Source organism: Nocardia sp. NPDC004711 (assembly GCF_053601595.1).
Window position 1 is genome coordinate 24,323 of the sequence record NZ_JBSGCB010000017.1, and the last position, 20,562, is coordinate 44,884.

The following is a 20,562-nucleotide window of genomic DNA, read 5'->3' on the forward strand; positions in this document are numbered from 1 at the left end:
CTTCTCACTGCCCCGGTCCCACCGGGCGATCCCTGTCGGCATTGACGACCGGGCCACCGGCGAATCGTTCCCGCAGGAACTGCTGCGCCGTGGCCTGCCGCTTCGACGCCTCCAGGCCGTGCTCGCCGATCGGGTCGCGCACGGTGACGACGGTCGTGCCGCCGCGCCGCCAGGCCGCGACCAGATCGTCGGCCTGGGCGACCGGCACGACTTCGTCCGAGTCGGATTGGTAGTCGAGGATGGGCATCGTCGGTGCGCCGCCGCCGAGCGAATTCCGTTGCAGCGCTTCGGTCAGCCGGGTGTCGTCGTGGTAACCGTCGGCGGTGGCCGCGGCCAGCCGCCAGAACGGGAAGCGAATCAGCAGTTCGATGACGCACACGTCGGCGGCGGCCGCGGTGTCCGCCCGGCCGCGCTCGTTGAGCAACTCGTCGATGCGAGCGTCGGGGAACTCGCGCTGATACGACACCAGCACGCCGACCAGAAAGCCCGAGAACAACCCGCCGTCAACGTTTTTCATGACCACCGGCAGATTGGCGGGCACCCCGCCGAGGGCGGCTCCGGCGAAGGTGAGCTCGGGCGCGTAGGCGGGCTGTAGTTCCGCCGCCCAGCCGGTGGCCGCCGCTCCGCCGGAGTAACCGTCCAGCGCCCAGCGGGTATCCGGTCCGAGCCCGGCGGGCGTGAATGCCCCGGCGGCCCGGACCCCGTCCAGGATGGCGTGCCCGGACTGCGGGCCGGTGAGGAAGGCCGACTTCGGCCCCTCGAAATCGGGTACCGCCACCGCCCAGCCCTCGGCCAGCATGGCGGCGATCTGATCACCGGATTGCAAAGTGCCCGTGGCTATTCCGTACGAGGGCGCGCACCGGGTGCCGGTGGAGTCCTCCGGAATCTGTTCGGACACGGCGGGCCGGGAGCCCGGGCCGGTCCATGGCGCGGTCGGCACCAGCAGTGTGGTGACGCCGAGCTCCGGGTTCCCCAGCGAATCATTGGTGCGATACGACACCTGCCAGGCCCGCACCGGGACCGGCAGCTTGGTGTCGATCTCCCGCCCCGCCACCACCTGGCCGTTGCGCAGGGCGCCGATATCGGGTGGCGGGGCGTAGAACGGATCCTGGTCCGGCACAACGGAAACGGCCGGAGGCTCCCCGGCGGATGCCGGGACGGTGGCGGACATCGGCACGGTGGCCGCCGCCGCGGCGACGGCCAGTGCGGCAGTGACCACAAGACGCGAAACCATGAAATGCACTCTCTCGGTTGATTGTCGAATCGTCGTCGGCCCGCCGCCCCACCGGCCGTTCCGGGTCTAGCTACCGGACCCGCTGCTGCTGCCGGACCCGCCGCTGCTGCTGCCCGACCCGATCGACGGGGGCATGCGCAGCACGGCGTCGGGGACGCCGGTGCCGTTCGGATCGAGCACGCCGCCCTGGTGGGCGTACATGCTCTCGCCGGGCGCGGCATTCACCGTCGAGATGTAACGCCACACGCCGTCGGCCAGCGCGGCGCCACCGGCGACGAGCGTCCCCAGCAGCCCGCCCGCGCCCGCGAAGGCGCCGATGGCGGCGGGTGCGGTCGCCAGGCACGCGGGCCCGACCACCAGGCACGAGCCCAGACCGATGACCGCCCCGACCGCCGCGCCCAGCAGCGCGCCCGCGATCGATCCCAGCGGCACCTTGGCCATATTGGCGGCGAAGTCGTTGACCGCCAGCTGTTCCTCCATGGGCGAGGCGACCGGTTTCAGCCCGGTGTCCGGTGTCAGGGTCAGAGCGCGCCCGGAGTCCATGACCCGGTACCGCATCGGGTGCAGCACGCCGTCGAGCAGAAATCCGGCCGGCAGGCTGAGGGCGGATTGCCCGTCCAGGGTGTGGATTTCGACTCCCTGCCCGTCGGCAGTGGCGGTGAACAGCGCGTGATCGAGCACGGCCAGCACGGAGTCGCCGACCACCCGGGCGGCGACCGTGGGCTGGGCAGTGGGCTCGGCGGCGGATTCGGCGAGGGCGGTGCCGGTCCCGGCGGCGACCGCGCACACGGTCAGGGACGCGACGGAAAGCGTTGCGCGAAGGTTCATCTCGGAGTTCCTCGGTGCTTCCCGGCTCAGTTGCCCTCGGCCGGCGCGGCCGGAACGCCCGGCCTGCCCTGGAGGTCCTTGGCGTAGATGCTCTGTCCCGGAGCCGCATTGAGCGCGGTGATGTACTGGTAGACGGCGTAGGCGGCCGCGGGCCCGCCGCCGATGACCAACCCGGCCAGGCCGCCGACGCCGCCCACCAGGCTCACGATCGGCAGCACGGCGATCACGCAGCCCAGGCTCAGGACCAGGCAGGACGCGCCCGCCACGGTGAACCCGACGCCGATGCCGATGACCGCGCCGATGGCGGTGCCGATCAGGCTGCCCACCGAGGTGCCGATGCTGACGGAGTTGATCATGTCGTTCATGGCCAGCTGGTTCTCCAGCGGCGAGGCGACCGGGGTCAGCGGCGCCGCGATGGGAGTCAGCGCCGAGCGGTCGACGGCCGCCGCGTCGGGCGTCAGGCGCAGCGTGCGGCCGTCGTCGGACACCTGCTGGCGAATGGCGAGCCGCTGCCCGTCGACGGTGTAGGCCAGCGGCAGCGAGTCCAGCACGGTGCCCGCGTCATCGCGAATGCCGATGGCGTCCGCGGCGGCCGGGGCGAAGGTGCCGTGGTCCAGGCTGACCACCACGGTGCCGTCGGTCAGGCCGGCGTGGTAGCCGACCGGTGCGACGGATTGTTCGGGAGCCGCGTTCGCGGTGGCCGCGGTGACGGCCACACCGGCAACGGCACAGGCGGCGATCAGACCCGCGCGACGATTCTTCATGGGAATACCTCGATTGTTCGTACTGCCTTACCGCCGGAGAGCGTACCGACTGATGAGTCAGTCTGCTATAAAATCGCCAAACGAAAAATAGGCACATTCCGTGCGGAAAGGATTCCGACAATGCATCGACGCTATGAGGGAGCCGGCACATGACCGCGAAGCTGCCCGCCGAATTCCTGTGGGGCGCGGCCACCTCCCCGCATCAAACCGAGGGAAACAACATCGGCAGCGATTGGTGGGCCCTCGAAAACGCCGAACACCCGGTCATTCCGGAGCGCAGCGGGGACGCTGTCGACAGCTATCACCGCTATCCCGCGGACATGGCCCTGCTCGCGGGAGCGGGCTTGAACGCCTACCGGTTCGGCGTCGAGTGGGCGCGTATCGAACCCGAGCGGGGACAGGTCTCGCTCGCGGCGCTCGCCCATTACCGCCGCATGATCGACACCGCGCTCGACTGCGGTCTCACGCCGGTCGTCACGCTGCACCACTTCACCGGCCCGCGCTGGTTCGCCGAACTGGGCGGCTGGACGAACCCGCACGCGGTCGGACATTTCGCCCGGTTCGTGAGCGCGGTGGCGCCGATCCTGGGCGACGTGCCCTGGGTGTGCACGATCAACGAGCCGAACATGGTCGCCACCATGGCGGGCGTGCAGCGCGCGGTTCCGGACGCGGAAGCCGTGCGGGCCTTCGCTTCCGGCGCGCTGCCCGACCCGGACCCGGACGCCGCCCGCATCCTGATCGAGGCGCACCACATCGCTACCGAGATCGTGAAGACCGAGACCGACGCCGCGGTCGGGTGGAGTGTCGCGCAGCAGGCGTTCGTCGCCGCTCCGGGCTGCGAAGAGCAACTGGCACAGGCGAATCGGCTGTGGGAGGACCCGTACCTGGAGGCCGCCCGCGACGACGATTTCATCGGCACCCAGGCGTACACCAGCCGGGTGGTGGGCCCCGACGGTCCCATCCCGCACGCCGAGGATCCCGGCAACACCCTCACCGGCTGGGCCTATCGGCCGGACGCACTGGGCATCGCGGTGCGTCATGCCTGGCGGGTCACCGGCGGCACTCCGGTGCTGGTCACCGAGAACGGCATCGCCACCGCCGACGACACCCGGCGCATCGCCTACACCACCGCGGCACTCGACCACCTGCGCCTGGCCATGGCCGACGGCGTCGCGGTGCGCGGTTACCTGCACTGGTCGGCGCTGGACAATTACGAATGGGGCCACTGGCGGCCGACTTTCGGGCTCATCGCGGTGGACCGCAAGACCTTCGCCCGCGCACCCAAACCCAGCCTGGCCTGGCTGGGCTCGGTTGCCCGCGAGAACGTACTGCCCGTCGTCGCCTGCCAGGAGACGCAACCGTGCTGATCTACAAGCTGGGCCGCCGCTACATGCTCCGGACCTCCATCGCCATGCGCGCCTCGCAGTTCGCCGAGCTGCCGGCGCCCACCGGGCGGGTGGTGTTCTTCGGCGACAGCATCACCGAGGGCGGCCTGTGGGACGAGTGGTTCCCGCAGGTGCGTCCGGTCAATCGCGGGATCGGCGGCAATACCGTCGATGATCTGCGAGCCCGCCTGGACACCGCCATCGACGCACCGGCGGCCGTCTTCCTGCTGGTCGGCACGAATGATCTCGGGCTGGGCCAGACGCCCGGTCAGGTCGCCGAGAATCTGCGCGGGCTGGTCGCCGAGATTCGCGACCGGGCCCCGCACGCGCCATTGTTCGTGCAGAGCGTCATGCCCCGGCGGGTGAAGTTCGCCGAGCGGATTCGCGAATTGAATTCCGTCGCTGCGGACATCGCCGCGCAGGCCGATGCGGTGTACGTCGATCTGTGGCCCGCCCTCGCCGACGCCGATGGCGCGCTGCGGCAGGAATTCACGCGTGACGGGCTGCATTTGTCGGGTGCCGGGTATGCCGCCTGGATCGAGGTGCTCCGGCCGCGTATCGCCGCCCTGCGCCTCGAACGCTGAGCCCTCCCGCAACAGGCCGCTGGCCGGAACGGAATCCGTTCCGGCCAGCGGCATTTCGAGGGAGGTCAGCCCGCCTGTTCCGGTGAGGCCGGTTCGGCCGCCGCCTGTTCGGGTGAGGCCGGTTCGGCCGCTGCCTGTTCGGGTGAGGCCGGTTCGGCCGCTGCCTGTTCGGGTGAGGCCGGTTCGGCCGCTGCCTGTTCGGGTGAGGCCGGTTCGGGCGCGATCGCCTCGATGCTCACCTGCTCGATGGTGCGAGGCAGCAGCAGTGCGAACAGCAGCCCCGCGAGGGCGATCGCGGCCGCGATCAGGAATCCGATTTTCAGGCCCTCTTCGGTGTAGACGATCGCGCCATTGAGCATCCGCGTGATCATCGGCGGCAGCTCGGCGACATGGGAGCCGTTCATGATGGAGAACGCGATGATCGGCGCGATCGCCGGAATCACGGTCTGGCACACGCTGACCAGCGCCGCCGTCGACGCCTGGGCACCGGGCGGCACCGCCGCGATCAGCAGATTCGGCGTCGCCGCGTACGCCAGGCCGGTGCCGAGGCCGACGAGCCCGGCGAAGACCAGCAGCAGGTCCTTACTGTCGTGGGAATACGCCGTGAGGACGGAACCCAGTGCGGTCGAGAGCATTCCGAGCGCCAGCAGCAGACCGGGCCGGATCAGCCGACGGCCGGCGAGAACACCGACCGCGATCCCGCCGACCACGCTCAGCAGTCCGATCGGCACCAGATATTCGGCGACGCCTTTCGGCGTCACGCCGAAGCCGTAGCCCAGCCCGAGCATGGCCGGGGTCCGGATCAGCATCGGCAGCACCATGGCGTACAAACCCGTTGCGGCATAGACGCATCCGGCGGCGAGGGCGGTGAGCAGCACCGGGCGGCGCCGCCACAGCCGGATGTCGATCATGGCGTCCCCGGTCCGGGCCGCGGTCACGAGCCAGGCGACGATCAGCGCGGCGCCGGCGCCGAGGCAGGCGAGGGTGGACGGCGTGCCCCAACCCCACGCCGGTCCCTGCGACACCCCGACGAGCACGATCACCAGTCCGAGACCGAGCAGCGCCGCGCCGCGCACGCCCACCCGAACCGGTAGCCGCACAGTCGATTCCCGCGTGGTGACCGCGACCGCCACCGCCGCGAGCGCGGTGACGAGGAAGAAGAACCCGAAGACGGTGCGATAGCCGTGATCGTCGAGCAGTCGTTCGGTGAGATACGGCGCGGGGATGGCGGCCAGACCCACCGCCGAGGTCACGATCGACACGGCCAGCGCAATGGTCCTGGGCGGGAAGACATCCCGGACCAGCGAGTAGCTCAGGAACAGGCAGGGCACCAGCAGCCCGAACAGGCAGCGTCCGGCCAGGAGGATCGCGAAGCTCGGTGCGAGCGCGGACATCAACGCACCGGCCGCCGACAATGCCAGGCAGCTCAGCAGGACTCGCCGCTTGCCGTGCAGATCGGCCAGCTTGCCGAGCAGGGGCGCCGTGGCGGCGCCGACCAGCAGGAACGACATCATCACCCAGCCGGCCCGGGTGGTATGGAAGTGCGCCGTGATGGCGGGTTCCGCCATCGGCACCAGCGGATAACTGAGGGCGAGCGTCTCGACGACGGCGACCAGCGCGGCCAGCGAGCAGACCGCGCGCCGATTCCAGCCGGGTTGCGGTATCCCCGGTGGTTCGACCTGCTGGGCGGGTTCGGCGCCGTCGAGGGAGGCAGAGGAGGTCACGACAGGGAGTCCTTTCGAGGGATTGTGAGTGGAGAGGGGTGAAGCCGTTGCCCTGAAAGGGTTTTCGGTGTTCGGAGGGGTTCCCCGCGTCCTCAGCGGACGCTCTTGATCGGCAGCACCGCGAGCGCGCCGAGGGCGGAGACGATGGCTGCGGTCGGATAGACCGCGCCGTAGCTGCCGGACAGGTGCACGATGGCGGCGGCGATGGCCGGGGCCAGCACGCTGGGCAGGGTGGTGGCGATATTGAGAATGCCGAGGTCCTTGGCGAAGTCGTCCTTGGCGGGCAGCACCTCGGAGACCAGCGCGATATCGACCGCGGTGAATATGCCGAAGCCGATGGTCGTCACCGCGCCGGAGGCGAACAGCCCGGCCACCGTCGGGATGGCGAGCGGGATGAGCGTCGAGGCGGCAACGATCAACCCACCCGCCAGCACCAGGGGTTTGCGGCGGCCGATGCGATCGGAGTACGGCCCCGCCACCGTGATGGCCACCAGGAACCCGGGCAGGCCCACCACGCCGACCAGCGGCACCACCTTGGCGGCTTCGCCGGTGCTGAGCCCGATGTAGCCCTGCGCGAGATACAGCTGATAGGTGAGCACCATGAAATAGCCGCCGAAAATGAACAGGCGTCCGAGGAAGGCCCAGCCGAAATCGGGATGTTCGCGAGGATCGACCCACAGGGCGGTGACGAAGTCCCGCACCGAGAATCCGGGTCGTGGGATGCCGCGATTGTCAGCCTCCGGATTCACCGCGAGGAAGGCCACGACGATCACCAGGATCACGCCGGTCGCGCTGAAGTACCCCAGCGGAATGCGGTCGGCGAACAGCGAGGCGAGCACCGGTCCGACAATGGCCGAGGCGATCGATCCCAATCCGGACAGCGTGGAATACCGGCCGCGCAAAGGAATTGGAATCCGGTCGGGAAGGATGGCCGACAGTGGTCCCGCCAGGGCATTGAAACCGAATTGGATGGTCATGGCGGCCACCACCAGCCAGGCGATGGTGGTCGACAGTCCCGCGGTGATGAGCCCGGCCGCACCGATCAGCGCGCCGAGCAGAATCCATGGGGAGCGGGCCCCCGCCCGGGTGCGGGTCCGATCGGACAGCACCCCGATCAGCGGCTGGGCGACCATGGCGGCCACCGCGCCGGCCGCCTGCACCAGGGCCAGATTGCCGACCTTGGCGTCGGCGTCGACGGCCTGAACCTGTAGTGCCAGAAAGTATCCCGACACCGCGAAGCCCAATGCGGAGCTCGCGCTGGCGAAGGGCACCGAGGCCAGCAGTCGTTTCAGCGCGCGGTCGGCCGGGGGAGCGCTGTCGGGGGTGCGCATCGCGGTGGCGGCGGGCTTTTCGTCCATCTCGTGCCCGCCCTAATCGCCGGAAGGGCAGGGTGTTTCGACCGGAGCTGCGAGAGCGTCATCGGCCATCCGCCACATCTCCTCGACCTGACTGCGGAAGGTGTCGCGGGTGAACTCGGGCAACGCGAAGACCAGGGGTTCGTTACGCAGGATTCCGTCGACGGCAGCGCGGGCCACCTCGTGCGGTTCGATCGCCAGGGGAATCACTCCGGTGCCGAACGGTTCCCGCGCCCGCCGCCCGAAACTGTCGGGCCGATTGCGCTGCGCGTCGAGGATGCGGGTCGCCGCCTGTCCCGGGCACAGCATGGTGACGCCGATGCCTTCGTCGGCCAGCTCGCTCCGCAGTCCGAGGGTGACACCGACGACCGCGTGCTTGGTGGCGCTGTACAGCGCGCTGGTGGCGGTGTCCGGCAGGAACGCGTGCGTGGACGCGGTATTCATGACGTGCCGCCACCCGGTGGCCCGGCTCATGCGGGGGAGAAAGGCGTGCAGGCAGTTCAGCATCCCCTCCACGTTCACCGACGACAGCCACCGCCAGTCGCCGATCGTCGCGTCGGCGACCGGCCCGAACAGCAGCACCCCCGCGTTGTTGCACAGCAGTTCGACCGATCCGAACTCCTCATAGCTCGCCGCGGCCAGCTCCGCCACCGACCCCGGATCCGCTACATCGACCCCGTAGCCGAGCGCCCGCACGCCACGGTCCCGCAGCTCCGCGGCGGTCCGCCGGACACCGATCTCATCGATGTCGGCGAGTACGACCGACATTCCGCGCGCGCCCAGCTCCGCCGCGAGCGCCGCGCCTATCCCGCCGGCCGCGCCGGTGACCACGGCGGTCCGGCCGCTGAGCAGATCTGATTCAGGCATGAGTTTCCTTCCAGGGTTTTCGCTCGTCTCCGCCATCCGAAGCAAGCAGACTGACTCATAAGTCGGTCAGCTTAGCCTGTTACCCCGATCACGTCGAGAGCGCGAGGATGGGCCGCTCGGCGGGTGCCGGCGCGCTGACAGCGGCTTGCCAGGACGGTCCCGCAGACTGCGGGGCATGACGGCCACCGCTGCACCGCCGTGGTCGACATCTTCCGCATCGCCCACGACCGCATCGCCGCGCATCGGGATCTGCGCGAGGAGGTTCCCGATCACCGTCAGTGGCCGTCCTGTTATATGAAAGCCGTTCCACCACACCGACATCCGCATCAACTGAAGGAGTCAACCGTGCCGAATGCCGCGCACCGCATCGCCCCGATCGCCGTCTTCGCTTCCGTCGCAGCCGGATTGGTCGTCACCGCGCCACAGGCCGCGGCGCACACCATCACCGCGGTCACCGTCGCGCCCGGCCCGGGCGGCGGCTACGGCACCGGCTGCAGCTACCAGGTGTCCGCCACCGTGGACGAGGACGCCTACCGAATCACTTTCATGGACAACGACTATCCGATCCGCGGCAACCAGAACCTCCAGGTCTCCGGCAACACCGCCTCGCTGGCCTGGACACCCTCCACCACCGGCACCCACGTCATCACGGCCCTGTTCACCACCGGTGACCAGGCGCCCGCGACGACGACCGTGCAGGTCGGCGGCGCAGGGGTCAACCTGGGCAGCACCTGCTTCGCCCAGTAGGCCGGCGGTTGGCTGAACCGCTCTTTCAACGATCGCTCTTGTTCCGGCTCCCGTCGCGCCACAAGCTAGGTGAGAGCGAACGCGCTGAACCTGGCGGGTGCGCGAGGTAGGGAGGTAGGCCGATGGTTGCGCTTTCGGCGGCGGAGGAGGAGCTCCGCGTGCAGGTCGAGGCGACCGACAATGTCCGGCTGCCGCAATCGATACTGCGGCACGCGGTTTCGGCGGGACTGGAACCGCGACAGCTCACCCGGGATTCGGGGGTACCCACCTGGTCGCTGAGCGACGGCGAGGAGTATCGCGTCCCCAGCGCTGGATACCTGCGCACCTGGGAGGTGGTCGAGCACGGGCTCGGCGACCCGGACGTGGCGCTCGAGATCGCTGAGCGTTACGTCCTGGGCCAAGTGGGTTTGTACGACTACCTTTTCAGCACCGCGCCGACGCTGGGGACCGGGCTGGAACTGTGCGGAACGTACCTGGGGGCCATCACCACGAACTTCCGCATGGATCCGGGCCTCGAGACCGAGGAGGAGGTCACCTTCGAGATCGGCATGATCAATGGTGAGGGCCGGGGCCGGGAACTGGCGGCGCAGTGGGGCCTGGCCGCGATTTTCACGCGCAGCAGGCTGGTCATGGACGGGCCGGTGAGCCCGGTCCGTATCGCGTTCCACCAGTCGGCACCGCGAAACCACGACCGGCTGGTCGAGTTGTTCGGCACCGACGCCATCGATTTCGGCGCACCCGCGGACAGCATCACGGTCAGCACCGCGGATCTGGCCCGCCCGCTGCGCACCGCGGACCCGCGGCTGGCCGAGATCCTGCAGCGATACGCGGCCACCACCCAGCCCGTGGTGCCGCCGCGCGCCACCACCTGGACCGACCATCTGGGCCTGGTCATTTCGGCTGCCCTGGAGCAGGATTCGGTCACCATCGACCAGGTCGCCGCCCGCCTGTTCCTGAGCCGCCGCTCGCTGCAGCGACGGCTGGCCGAGCACGGCACGACCTGGCGCACCGAGCTCGAGCGCGCCCGGCGCCGGCGGTACGAGCGGGCCGCGATGGACGGCCCGCTCACCCGGTCGGAACAGGCGGAATTACTCGGTTACAAGGATCTTCGGTCGGCCCGCCGCGCGGTGGAACGGTGGCAGGACTGACGCATTCTCGTCCGGATTGGCACGTTTTTGCCTTGTAATTGGCGCAATCAACCCTGGTCGACCGACCGGTCGTCCCATGAAACTGACGATGCGGGGGGCCGAATCGAGTGGGTTGATGTCGAGCGAGGGAAGTGTGGGACAGATAACGCTCCTTGGTGGAGTGGGCATTTCGACCGATGGGCAGGTGACGCGGGTCGGTGGCCCGCGGGTGCGCACACTGCTGGCACTGCTCGCCCTGCAGCCCGGCCGGGCGACGGCCTGTGACGCGCTGATCGGCGCCATCTGGGGTGACACCCGGCCGGCCGATCCGGCGAATGCCCTGCAGACACTGGTGAAACGGCTGCGCGCGGTGCTGCCGGAGCACACGGCGGTGGAATCGGACGGCGGCGGGTATCGGCTGTGTATCGCGGCCGACGACATCGACATGCACCGCTTCACGCGCCTGGCCGAGGAGGGCATCGGCCGGTCGGCGGCCGGCGAGGTCGCCGCCGCCGCCCGGACCCTCGATGTCGCGTTCGGCCTGTGGCGCGGGGCGGCCTTCGCGGAGCTGGCCGACCATCCGGACCTGTACTGGCACGCGGACCGGCTGAACCAGCTGCGCCTGCACGCGGTCGAGGCCCGCGCCGACGCCTACCTCGCATTGGGACGGGCACGGGAGCTGGTCGCCTCCCTCGAGGCGGAACTGCGCGACGAGCCGTTGCGAGAGTCCTTGGCGGTGCGGGTGATTCACGCGCTGACCGCCGCCGGCCGGTCCGGCCGGGCCCGGGAGGTCTTCGATGCCACCCGTACGCAGCTGCGCCGCGAGCTCGGCGTGCCGCCGTCCCGCGAGCTGGTCCTCGCCCTCGACCGCGGCCAGAGCCCCGCAGCCGCTCCCACGCCCGCCCTGCCGGTCCGCCTGACCAGCCTGATCGGCCGCGAACCCGACCTGAACCGACTCGCGGCCCTGCTGCCCTCGACCCGGCTGCTGACCCTGACCGGCCCCGGCGGGATCGGCAAGACCAGCCTCGCCCTGGAGGCCGCCACCCGCCTGGCCCCCCGCTGGCCGGACGGCTGCCGCCTGGTCGAGCTGGCCGCGATCGGCGACGCCGCCACCGCGGGCGAGCACCTGCTGGCCGGGCTCGGGCTGCGCGCCGAGCCGAATTCGGTGCATGCCTGCCCGATGCACCGCCCGGCCGTCGGCGCGCAGCTGCTGCTCGTCCTCGACAACTGCGAGCACGTGCTCGATATCGCCGAGCTGGTCGCGGACGTGCTCAGCCGCTGCCCCGGCCTGACGGTGCTGGCCACCAGCCGCGAGCCCCTCGGCATCAATGGCGAAACCCTGTTCCCGGTGCGGCCTTTGGCGTCGCCGCCAGCCGGATCGGCCCCCGCCGAGGCTCTCGGCTCCGCCGCGGTACACCTGTTCCTCGACCGGGCCCGCGCCGTCCGATCCGGCTTCACGCTGACCGACGAGAACTACGAGACGATCGCCGCCATCTGCCGCCGCCTGGACGGCATCCCGCTGGCCCTGGAACTGGCCGCCGCCCGCGTCCACACCATGACCCCCGCCCAGATCCTGCGCCGCCTCGACGACCGTTTCCGCCTACTGGCCGGCACCCGCTCCGCCGTGGAACGGCACCGCTCCCTCTACACCGCCATCGAATGGAGCTGGGACACCCTCGCCGCACCGGAACGTCGCCTGGCCCAACGCCTCTGGCTGTTCCCGGACGGCGCGACCCTCGACACCCTCCAGGAGGTCGGCCCCGGCGACATCCTGGCCCCGCTGAGCCGCCTGGTGAACAAGTCCCTGGTCGAGTTCGACGGCCGCCGCTACCGGATGCTGGAAACCATCCGGGCTTTCGTCGGTTCCACGCTCTGCTCCGAGCAGAGCGTCGCCTAGTCATCGGGATCGGGTGCGCCGGTACCGCATTCGATCAAGCGGTCGCGGGTGAATCCTCCGGCTCCGAGGCGGCGGTGGTGGGCAGGGTGAAAACGGCTGCGACACAGAGGATGCCGATGGCGAAGCAGGCGAGGGCGTACCAGAGGTTACCGATGGGGTCGCCGTTGCGGGTGACTCCGCCGGTGGCGTCCAGGAAGTCGGGGAGGGCGGTGGCCCACAGGACGGCCATGACGAGCAGGTAGACCATGCTGTAGGCGCGGACGAACCGGTTGTCGTAGCCGGGATCGGTCGATCCGGGCTGTCGTCGTTGTGTCCATTGGCGATACATCAGCACGATCGCCGCCAGGGTGAGGACTATCAGTTCGAGCGCGTAGATGATGCCGCGGACGGTCGTGCTGCCGGCTCCGAGCACGGTGGCGGGCAGCGGGAGGATGAAGGTCCCGAGTGAGGCCAGCAGGCCGATCACGATGGTGCGCCACACCAGTTGCAGGCCGGTGAAGCGCTCGCCGCCGTCGACGCGGCGCCCGACGAACCAGTACACGCAGAACGCCAGGGACATCGGCCAGAGCGCGGCGAAGACCACGACGCTCGGCAGCGGTACCGAATCGAACATGGGCTGGTTGAGCGGGTTCGAGGTCGACCACTCCCACCAGCGCAGCTGCGGCCCGATCTGATCGAAGATCTCGTAGAACGCGTGGTGCACGAATCCGACGCAGGCCGCCCCGGCGATCGCGCCGTAGGTCCGGAAGACCCCCAGCATGCGCACGATCTCGTACGCGAGCGTCGCCATGAACGGATAGATCGCCACGATGTAGAGCGGCAACCGCCCCCACAGGAAATCCACCGTGAAGACGTTGTGCGCGAACATCGTGTCCACCTGCCCCGAAATACCGAACGCCGCGGGGAAATACAGCGGTGGCTCGATGATGAACAGGTACGCGGTGGCGCCGAACCACAGCACCAGGTTGGTGGGATCGCCGTGGCGGCGCAGCCGCGCGATGGCCCACACCAGCGCGAGCACCGAGCCGAGGATCACGGTCAGCTCGAGGACGGGCAGCGTCCAGTTCTCCAGTGCCAGTGGGCTTCTCACCTCGACCAGCCCGCCCGCCGAATCGCAGGAGAAGCCGAGCGATCGGGCGAGCTGGTCGAAGGTGGGTGCGCAGTGACCGGCCATCAGTTCGCCTCCGCCCCGGTCGCGGCCGCGGTGTACCAGCGCGTGACGTCGTACCCGTCGCGGTAGCGCTCGAACCACACATCGGCCAGTGCCGGCGTGTTCTCGTGTGCCGGATCATGGTTGGGCAGCTGGCTGCGGATGATGCCGCGCAGCGCGGTGAGCTGCTCGCCCAGCGGCAGGCTGTCGAAGGCCCGCGGCCCCGGGCCCGCGTAGGGCAGCGCGAAGCGCGGCAGCAGCTTGCCCAGCAACTGCTGGTAGCGGTAGGTCGCGAACATCGACATGGCGTCGATCTTCCGATCCTCCAGTGGCACATGCTTGTTGAACCCCGCACAGGCGATGCGCACGACCCGCAGCACATGCCGGAAGATGGACGGCGCCACCCGCATGCGATAGAAATCGCTGCCCACCAGCGCATCGAAGATGATGAGCGCGGAACTGCGGTGCTCGACCTCCTCGACGAAATGCCAGATGAACAGCGACGCGACCCGGTCGTCCCCGGGCCGGAACAGCGACGCCTCGTTGTCCAGCATGAGCTTGAAGACCGAGGTGAAGGTGGCTTCCAGATCGGCGGTGTAGGCCAGCCGATACCGGAGCGGTGTCTCGGCGGTGAGCCGGTCGAATTCGGCGACCACCTCGTCGAGGGTCTCCTGCAATCCCGGATAGGCGCGGATCAATCCGCGCACGTGCTGGCGGTGCGCGGTCGAATGCTGGCCCTCCTGCCGCATGAAGGCGTCGGCCTCCTCGGCGACGGCGGGGTCGGTGAATTGCGGCTTGGCCTGCGTGATCATCTGCACGATCATCTTCTCGAAACCGATGGCCAGGAACGACACCGCGTTGGCCATGCTGGAGAAGGCCGGGTTGTCGGGATTCCAGAGGAACGGCACCTCGTGTTCCTCGAACGCGAAAGTCAGCTTCCGCACAATCAAATCCGTCATGTCGGGCGATACCTCGTCTTCCGGAGGTGGATGGGTCCGGTGGCCCGGTCGCGCGCTCCGATGCCGCTGTGAACATACAAACATACACAGGCGCGTACAAGTGTATGATTGGAAAACCCAGCTCAGACCGTATGCCGTCCTGGACGGGACGATCCCGCGTGTTACGGTCGGGCCGTGGCACGAAGGCGCGGGTGGGGCGGGAGTCCGCCGGAGAACGACGAGGAGGCATCCCGTCGAATCGTCGCCGCCGCAGTCGAATTGATCGCGCGCACCGGCGCGGAGATCAGCATCGCGGACGTCGCGGAATCGCTCGGGGTGATCCGCCAGACCGTGTACCGGTACTTCCCCAGTGCGGACGCGCTCATGCGGGCCTCGGCCATCGCCTCGGTGGACGACTTCCTGGACCGGCTGGCCGCACAGGTCAGCGGCATGACCGATCCGGTCGAGGCCATGACCGAGGGCGTCGTCTACACCCTCGCCGAGGTGCGCCGGACGCCGCACCTGGGCATCCTGCTGGCCGCCACCTACTCCAATGCCGACCCCGCCGGCATCACTTCCGCGGAGGCGCAGGCCTTCGGCATCACCATGATCAAACGCTTCGACGTGGACTGGCGGCACTACGGCTACGACGACGAATCCCTGCGCGAGCTGGTGGAATTCCTGCTGCGCACCATGCAGTCGTTCTTCATCTCGCCGGGCAATCCGCCGCGCGGAGACGCGGAGTTGCGGCGATACCTGCGCCGCTGGATGGGGTCGGCGATCATCGCCCAGGCGAGCACGGTGCCGGGTGCGCCGAACGGGCGGTCGTGATCGCGCCAGGTCACTCACTAGGCTGATCGGTTGTGTCGGATTCACGCTCGATGGAGGTTTCCCGCTCCGGTACAACGCTTTTCGTGCTCGCACTGAGTGCGTTGCTGGCGTTGGCGCTGGTGTTCACGACGGTCGATCCCTGGCTGGAGAAGGCGGGAATTCTCGCGGGCGGGCTCGATGTGCACATCTACCGCGAGGGCGCCTGGCGTTTGCTGCACGGGCATTCGCTGTATCGGGACGAGACCGTCGGCGGGCTGCTCTACACCTACACGCCGTTCTCGGCCATGGTCTTCATCCCGGGGCTCGCCGTGCCCGCGGCCTGGATCACCGATGCGTTTCTGCTGGTGAATCTCGTTGTGCTGTATACCTGTGTCCTACTGTGCCAGCGGATGCTCGGCTACCGGATCAACGCACGCGTAGCGAGTATCGGTGCGCTGCTGGCGATTACGTGCGTCTTCCTCGAACCGGTGCGCACCACGCTGTTCTACGGGCAGATCAACCTGGTGCTCATGCTGCTGGTGCTGTGGGACTTCGCACGGCCCGAGGGCGGGCGGCTGCGGGGCCTCGGCGTCGGGGTGGCCGCCGGGATCAAGCTGGTGCCGGCCTTCTTCATCGTGCAGTATCTGGTGCTGCGCCAATGGCGTTCGGCCGCGACGGCGTCGGTGACGCTGGCGGCGACGGTCGCCCTGGCCTGGCTCGTCTCGCCCGGTGATTCCCGCGAGTACTGGTTCTCGACCTTCTTCCACTCCGAGCGCATCGCGCCCGACACCGAGCCGGCCAACCAGTCGGTCCGCGGCGTGCTCGCGCACCTGACCGGGGGTGGCGCGCCCGTCTGGTCGTGGCTGATCCTCGCGGGCGTGGTGGCGGGTGTGGGCCTGACGCTCGTCGCCGTGCTGGACCGCTGCGGCGAGCGGTTGCTCGCGGTCACGCTGGGTGGGATGACGGCCTGTGCGGTGTCGCCGTTCTCGTGGGGACACCACTGGGTGTGGTTCGTCCCGCTGCTGGTCCATCTCGTGCACCGGGCGCAGACCCGGCCGCCGTGGTGGCTCGCGGCGGCGCTGCTGTTCGTGGCCACCGGGGCATGGACGTACCGATGGACTCCGGATTTCGCCTCGGTCGGCGTCTTCGTCCTGCCCAAACCCTGGCACACCGAACCGATTCTGGAGAACGCCCACGTGATCGTGTACGTGTTCGCTCTGCTATACGGCCTGTCGGTGGCGCGCCGCGCCGAGGTCGAGCGGCCCCGGGCAGCGGTCGCGGATCCGATCCGCGTCGGCTGACATTCACGAGATTCGCGGCGGGCCATGGTCGATGATCGAATACTCCGAATTATTCATCGTGATTTGCCGTGACGATGCGGCACCGGGGACGAGATAGTCTGGGAAATTCGTAGCAAACACGCTGCCGGGGTGAAAGGTGCGGTCGGGCAGCGAATTTTGTTCCTTTCCAAGGCATTTCCCGGACTATTCCGGCAGGAATGGACTTGATTGCCATCCGTCCAGTCTCCGGCAACGAATAGGTGACCAGCACCGTTGTCGGTTCAGCTACGAACCGACTGGTAACGGTTATTTGTTCAGCATTTTCCACAAAGGAGGAAAGGCCCATGATTCCGCACTTCATCGGCGACTTCATCGACGCTGTGAACACCCTCATCGCGAAGTGGTTCCTCCCGTAGAGCCGCCGACCCGGGGCGGTCCGCCGCCCCGGGCCCCCGATCTCGCCCGTGCTACCGTGCCCCCCGGAACAGGAGGGTGCACATGGTGAAAAATGTTGTGGCACAGGTGGTGGGCGGGGTCAATGCCGGTATCGTGGCGCTGACCAAGCTCCCGGTGATCGGCCCGGTCATGGGCCGCGGATTCGTCGTCATCACCTACACCGGCCGCCGCTCGGGCAAGACTTTCTCCACGCCGGTCAACTACCGGCGTTCGGGCGACGAACTCGTCATCGGCGTCGGCATGCCGGACAAGAAGAGCTGGTGGCGCAACTTCCAGGGCGAGGGCGGGCCGATTTCGTTGCACCTGAACGGCGTCGACCGTACGGGCCACGCGGTGACCCAGCGCGACAACGGCAGCGTCTCGGTTCGGGTCACCCTCGACGACAAGGCCTGAGCGCCACCGCGGCCGGGGCGCGGCCCATTTCGGCAATACAGTGGCTGCATGAACATCTGCGTGTTTCTGTCGGCCGCCGACCTCGACGAGCGCTACACCGGGCCCGCCCGCGAGTTCGCGGAGCTGATCGGGAAGGGCGGGCACACGCTGGTGTGGGGCGGGTCCGAAGCCGGGTTGATGAAGGTCGTTGCCGACGGGGTCCAGGACAGCGGCGGCAGGCTGGTCGGGGTGTCGGCGCAGTTCCTGCGCGGCAAGGCACGCGCCAACGCCGACGAGATGATCATCGCCCCCGATCTGGCCGCGCGGAAGGCGAAGCTGCTCGAGCTCGCCGACTGTGTGGTCATCATGGTCGGCGGCACCGGGACCCTCGACGAGGCCACCGAGATCCTCGAGATGAAAAAGCATAGGATGCACCGGAAGCCGGTGGTCCTGCTGAACACCGCCGGGTTCTACGACGGGCTGATGCAGCAGTTCGAGCGCATGGAGGCGGAGGGCTTCCTGCCGGTGCCGCTGGCCGACCTCGTGTACTTCGCCGCCGACGGTGCGCACGCCATGGCCTATCTCGAGAACGCGGTACGACGCGGCTGAGCGTCTCCCCGGGCGGATTCGCGTTGCCGCGCCGCGGGGTCCGTGCCAGCCTGGTTGCAGTGGGACATCTGCCCGGGCATGTCGATGTGCGTCCGGCCGGGTGCTCGAGGAGGCAGCCGTGAAGGACCGGGCAGGATTCGGGGAGCACTCGGCGCTGCGCGTCACCGTCGATTTCGCCGACGCGGCCCATCGGTCGCTGGGGGTGGGCTGGTCGGTGGACGCGGCGGCCGACCGGCGGTTCGAATCAGCGCGAATCTTCCTGGTGGCGCTCGGTTCCCGGCCCTGCCGGACCTATCTGGGGCTGGTCGACGGGCAGGATCGAACCTCGATCCGGCTGCCCGAGGCGCTCCCCGCCGGCGCATACGCCATCGATATCGACGCCTACGGCAGTGCCAGCTGGGGCGACGGCCGGCTGGACGCCCGCGGCCGCAGCCCGGTCTTCACCGTCGATCCCGAGGCCGCCGAATCCGCCGGTGCCGATTAGCGCGTTGCGTCGGGTAGATCAGTGCGCCGCACGGGTATCAACATCTTGTTGAAGAACTCTTCAACATCTTGTTGAATGTGACTTGTGACGCACTCGACCCGCATCCGCATCAGCTGGCCCGGCAACCGCCTGACCGCCACCCTCGACGACACCCCGACGGTGCGGGCGCTGCTCGATGCTCTCCCGATCACCGCTGTCGCCAGCACCTGGGGTGACGAGGTCTACTTCGAGACCGACGTGAGCGTCCCGCGTGAACCCGACGCCCAACAGGTGGTCGACCCGGGGACCGTCGCCTTCTGGACCGATGGCGATGCCCTGGCCCTCCCGTTCGGTCCCACCCCGGTGTCCCGCGCCGGCGAATGCCGTCTGGCCAGCCCGTGCAATATCCTCGGCCGCATCGACGGCGACCTGCGTCTACTCGCCACGGTCCGCGGCGGCGACCCCATCCGCGTCGAACTGGCCTAGCGCGCATTCCGATCCGGCCCAGTGCCGCAATCTGATTCGGGGGGACCCGATCCATCGGCAGCGGCTATGCTGCTCGGCGAACCACCGCGCCGGGAACAGAGGAGCGGGGGAGGATCGAGGGGAGCGGCCGGGTTCGGCCGTGGAGTGAAAGGCACAACAGGATATGCGGGGTGGATGGGCCAAGCGGGGCCTGGCGGGAGCCGCGGTGGCCGTATTGCTGCCGTTCGGGGCGTTGACGGCCGGACCGGCTGCGGCGGATACGAATCCGGATGCGTTCGACTTCTATGTCGACTCCAGCATGGGTTCGATCAAGTCCCGGATCGTGCGCGCGGCCGACGGAAATACCGACCGGGTGGTGTACCTGCTCGATGGCGAGCGCGCGCAGAACGACTACAACGGCTGGGAGATTCACACCAGCATCCCGGCCGCGCTGGCCAAGTTCAATATCAATGTGGTGATGCCGGTCGGCGGCGAATCCAGCTTCTATCAGGACTGGGATGCCCCGAGCAGCTTCGGCGGCGCCAATCCCGATGCGTCGCTGTTCCCGAGCCGGGATTCCGGTTCGGCGGTCGCGGGCTGGGACGAGACCTCCGGCAAGTCCTACACCTACCAGTGGGAGACCTTCCTCTCCCAGAACCTGCGTAATGCGCTGCGAGATCGACTGGGGTTCAGCGACTCTCGCAACGGCATCTTCGGACTGTCCAGTGGCGGCAGCGCGGCCCTGCTGATGGCGGCCTACCACCCCGGCCAGTTCAACTACGCCGGTTCGCTGTCGGGCTACCTGTACATGTCGGCGCCCGGCATGCGTGACGCCCTGCGCCTGGCCCTGCTCGCGGCCGGCGGCTACAACATCGACTCCATGGCCGCCGCGGGCAGCGCCAAGTGGCAGCGGATGGACCCGTACGGCTTCGTTCAGCAGTTGATCGACAACAACACCCGCCTCTATATCGCCGCGGGCAGCGCCGTCCCCGCCCAGCAGGACCTGTCCTCCGCGGACGCGGTCATCCAGGGCATGCCCCTGGAAGGCATCGCCCTGGCCAACACCAAGGCTTTCCAGTCCCGCCTGCAGTCCCTCGGCTATGACAACGTCAGCTACGACTTCCCGAGCATCGGCGTCCACAACTGGGGCAACTGGGAGCAGGTCGCCAACCGCATGCTCCCCGACATCGCCCAGCACATCGGCAAGCCCCTCCCCCCGGGCGCTCAGCCCGCCCAACCCCCGGCCGACGCCCCGGGCGGCGGCCAGCCCCCGAACGGCGCCCCGCCCGCCGGAGCCCCGGCCCCGCAAAACTGACCGGGCCCAACCGAATCGACAAGGCCGCACCGAAAGACCCGCCGCCGTCCGAGCATTCGGACGGCGGCGGGTCTCTTCTCGTCAGCTCGGCCCCGCGCGCGCGAATTGTGTGGCGATAGTGGGCCCGATCGAAGTCGTTCACGAATTCCGTTGATACACGGCCGAGTCCGGGCCCGAAGGCCCGGCTCGGTC

20 protein-coding genes are annotated in these 20,562 nt (G+C 69.0%); 12 read left to right on the plus strand and 8 right to left on the minus strand.

Going from position 1 to position 20,562, the window contains the following annotated elements:
• Positions 1 to 4: 4 nt before the first annotated feature.
• The 3 genes from ACWEKS_RS18725 to ACWEKS_RS18735 form a co-directional block, all read right to left on the minus strand.
• Positions 5 to 1,234, minus strand: coding sequence for a lipase family protein (locus ACWEKS_RS18725; RefSeq protein WP_452341249.1), 1,230 nt, complete (start codon positions 1,232 to 1,234; stop codon positions 5 to 7).
• 66 nt (positions 1,235 to 1,300) lie between these two features.
• Entirely contained in the window at positions 1,301 to 2,062 is a 762-nt protein-coding gene (locus ACWEKS_RS18730) for a hypothetical protein (RefSeq protein ID WP_452341250.1), read from the minus strand.
• A 26-nt stretch (positions 2,063 to 2,088) separates the two neighbouring features.
• The gene (locus ACWEKS_RS18735) at positions 2,089 to 2,826 is read right to left on the minus strand and encodes a hypothetical protein (RefSeq protein ID WP_452341251.1); all 738 of its coding nucleotides are present in this window, start codon (positions 2,824 to 2,826) and stop codon (positions 2,089 to 2,091) included.
• A gap of 149 nt (positions 2,827 to 2,975) precedes the next feature.
• On the opposite strand from ACWEKS_RS18735, the gene ACWEKS_RS18740 reads away from it, so the two are divergent.
• Together ACWEKS_RS18740 and ACWEKS_RS18745 are read left to right on the plus strand one after the other, a co-directional pair.
• Positions 2,976 to 4,193, plus strand: a complete 1,218-nt coding sequence (locus ACWEKS_RS18740) for a glycoside hydrolase family 1 protein (RefSeq protein WP_452341252.1) — start codon at positions 2,976 to 2,978, stop codon at positions 4,191 to 4,193.
• A complete protein-coding gene (locus ACWEKS_RS18745; protein ID WP_452341253.1) occupies positions 4,187 to 4,795 on the plus strand; it encodes a GDSL-type esterase/lipase family protein in 609 nt (202 codons plus the stop codon). The genes ACWEKS_RS18740 and ACWEKS_RS18745 overlap by 7 nt, the downstream gene beginning before the upstream one ends.
• A 65-nt stretch (positions 4,796 to 4,860) precedes the next feature.
• Here ACWEKS_RS18745 and ACWEKS_RS18750 read toward each other — a convergent pair whose 3' ends face one another.
• The 3 genes from ACWEKS_RS18750 to ACWEKS_RS18760 form a co-directional block, all read right to left on the minus strand.
• The gene (locus tag ACWEKS_RS18750) at positions 4,861 to 6,519 is read right to left on the minus strand and encodes an MFS transporter (protein WP_452341254.1); all 1,659 of its coding nucleotides are present in this window, start codon (positions 6,517 to 6,519) and stop codon (positions 4,861 to 4,863) included.
• A 92-nt stretch (positions 6,520 to 6,611) separates the two neighbouring features.
• Complete coding sequence (locus ACWEKS_RS18755) at positions 6,612 to 7,877, minus strand: MFS transporter (RefSeq protein ID WP_452341255.1); 1,266 nt, start codon at positions 7,875 to 7,877, stop codon at positions 6,612 to 6,614.
• 12 nt (positions 7,878 to 7,889) lie between these two features.
• On the minus strand, positions 7,890 to 8,741 hold the full coding sequence (locus ACWEKS_RS18760; protein WP_452341256.1) for an SDR family oxidoreductase: 852 nt from the start codon (positions 8,739 to 8,741) through the stop codon (positions 7,890 to 7,892).
• A 345-nt stretch (positions 8,742 to 9,086) separates the two neighbouring features.
• On the opposite strand from ACWEKS_RS18760, the gene ACWEKS_RS18765 reads away from it, so the two are divergent.
• The 3 genes from ACWEKS_RS18765 (at position 9,087) to ACWEKS_RS18775 (ending at position 12,512) form a co-directional block, all read left to right on the plus strand.
• Positions 9,087 to 9,488, plus strand: coding sequence for a hypothetical protein (locus tag ACWEKS_RS18765; RefSeq protein WP_452341257.1), 402 nt, complete (start codon positions 9,087 to 9,089; stop codon positions 9,486 to 9,488).
• A gap of 122 nt (positions 9,489 to 9,610) precedes the next feature.
• Positions 9,611 to 10,636 (plus strand): AraC family transcriptional regulator ligand-binding domain-containing protein, encoded by a 1,026-nt coding sequence (locus tag ACWEKS_RS18770; RefSeq protein ID WP_452341258.1) that lies wholly within the window; start codon positions 9,611 to 9,613, stop codon positions 10,634 to 10,636.
• 160 nt (positions 10,637 to 10,796) lie between these two features.
• Positions 10,797 to 12,512 (plus strand): BTAD domain-containing putative transcriptional regulator, encoded by a 1,716-nt coding sequence (locus ACWEKS_RS18775; RefSeq protein WP_452341259.1) that lies wholly within the window; start codon positions 10,797 to 10,799, stop codon positions 12,510 to 12,512.
• 34 nt (positions 12,513 to 12,546) lie between these two features.
• Here ACWEKS_RS18775 and ACWEKS_RS18780 read toward each other — a convergent pair whose 3' ends face one another.
• Together ACWEKS_RS18780 and ACWEKS_RS18785 are read right to left on the minus strand one after the other, a co-directional pair.
• On the minus strand, positions 12,547 to 13,686 hold the full coding sequence (locus tag ACWEKS_RS18780) for a hypothetical protein (protein WP_452341260.1): 1,140 nt from the start codon (positions 13,684 to 13,686) through the stop codon (positions 12,547 to 12,549).
• Positions 13,686 to 14,621 carry a metal-dependent hydrolase gene (locus ACWEKS_RS18785; protein ID WP_452341261.1) on the minus strand — a complete coding sequence of 312 codons (936 nt, stop codon included), beginning with the start codon at positions 14,619 to 14,621 and terminating at the stop codon, positions 13,686 to 13,688. Before ACWEKS_RS18785 ends, ACWEKS_RS18780 begins: the two co-directional genes overlap by 1 nt.
• A 174-nt stretch (positions 14,622 to 14,795) precedes the next feature.
• Here ACWEKS_RS18785 and ACWEKS_RS18790 point away from each other — a divergent pair, with 174 nt between their 5' ends.
• The 7 genes from ACWEKS_RS18790 (at position 14,796) to ACWEKS_RS18820 (ending at position 20,370) form a co-directional block, all read left to right on the plus strand.
• On the plus strand, positions 14,796 to 15,431 hold the full coding sequence (locus ACWEKS_RS18790; RefSeq protein ID WP_452341262.1) for a TetR/AcrR family transcriptional regulator: 636 nt from the start codon (positions 14,796 to 14,798) through the stop codon (positions 15,429 to 15,431).
• A gap of 83 nt (positions 15,432 to 15,514) precedes the next feature.
• On the plus strand, positions 15,515 to 16,711 hold the full coding sequence (locus tag ACWEKS_RS18795) for a glycosyltransferase 87 family protein (RefSeq protein WP_452341263.1): 1,197 nt from the start codon (positions 15,515 to 15,517) through the stop codon (positions 16,709 to 16,711).
• Between the two features lie 477 nt (positions 16,712 to 17,188).
• A complete protein-coding gene (locus ACWEKS_RS18800; protein WP_452341264.1) occupies positions 17,189 to 17,539 on the plus strand; it encodes a nitroreductase/quinone reductase family protein in 351 nt (116 codons plus the stop codon).
• Between the two features lie 48 nt (positions 17,540 to 17,587).
• Positions 17,588 to 18,127 (plus strand): LOG family protein, encoded by a 540-nt coding sequence (locus ACWEKS_RS18805; protein WP_452341265.1) that lies wholly within the window; start codon positions 17,588 to 17,590, stop codon positions 18,125 to 18,127.
• A gap of 118 nt (positions 18,128 to 18,245) precedes the next feature.
• Positions 18,246 to 18,611: a hypothetical protein gene (locus tag ACWEKS_RS18810; RefSeq protein ID WP_452341266.1), complete on the plus strand. Its 366-nt coding sequence runs from the start codon at positions 18,246 to 18,248 to the stop codon at positions 18,609 to 18,611.
• Between the two features lie 84 nt (positions 18,612 to 18,695).
• Positions 18,696 to 19,076 carry a cyclophilin-like fold protein gene (locus ACWEKS_RS18815; RefSeq protein WP_452341267.1) on the plus strand — a complete coding sequence of 127 codons (381 nt, stop codon included), beginning with the start codon at positions 18,696 to 18,698 and terminating at the stop codon, positions 19,074 to 19,076.
• Positions 19,077 to 19,239: 163 nt separating this feature from the next.
• Positions 19,240 to 20,370, plus strand: coding sequence for an alpha/beta hydrolase (locus tag ACWEKS_RS18820; RefSeq protein ID WP_379399372.1), 1,131 nt, complete (start codon positions 19,240 to 19,242; stop codon positions 20,368 to 20,370).
• The last annotated feature ends 192 nt before the right edge of the window (positions 20,371 to 20,562 follow it).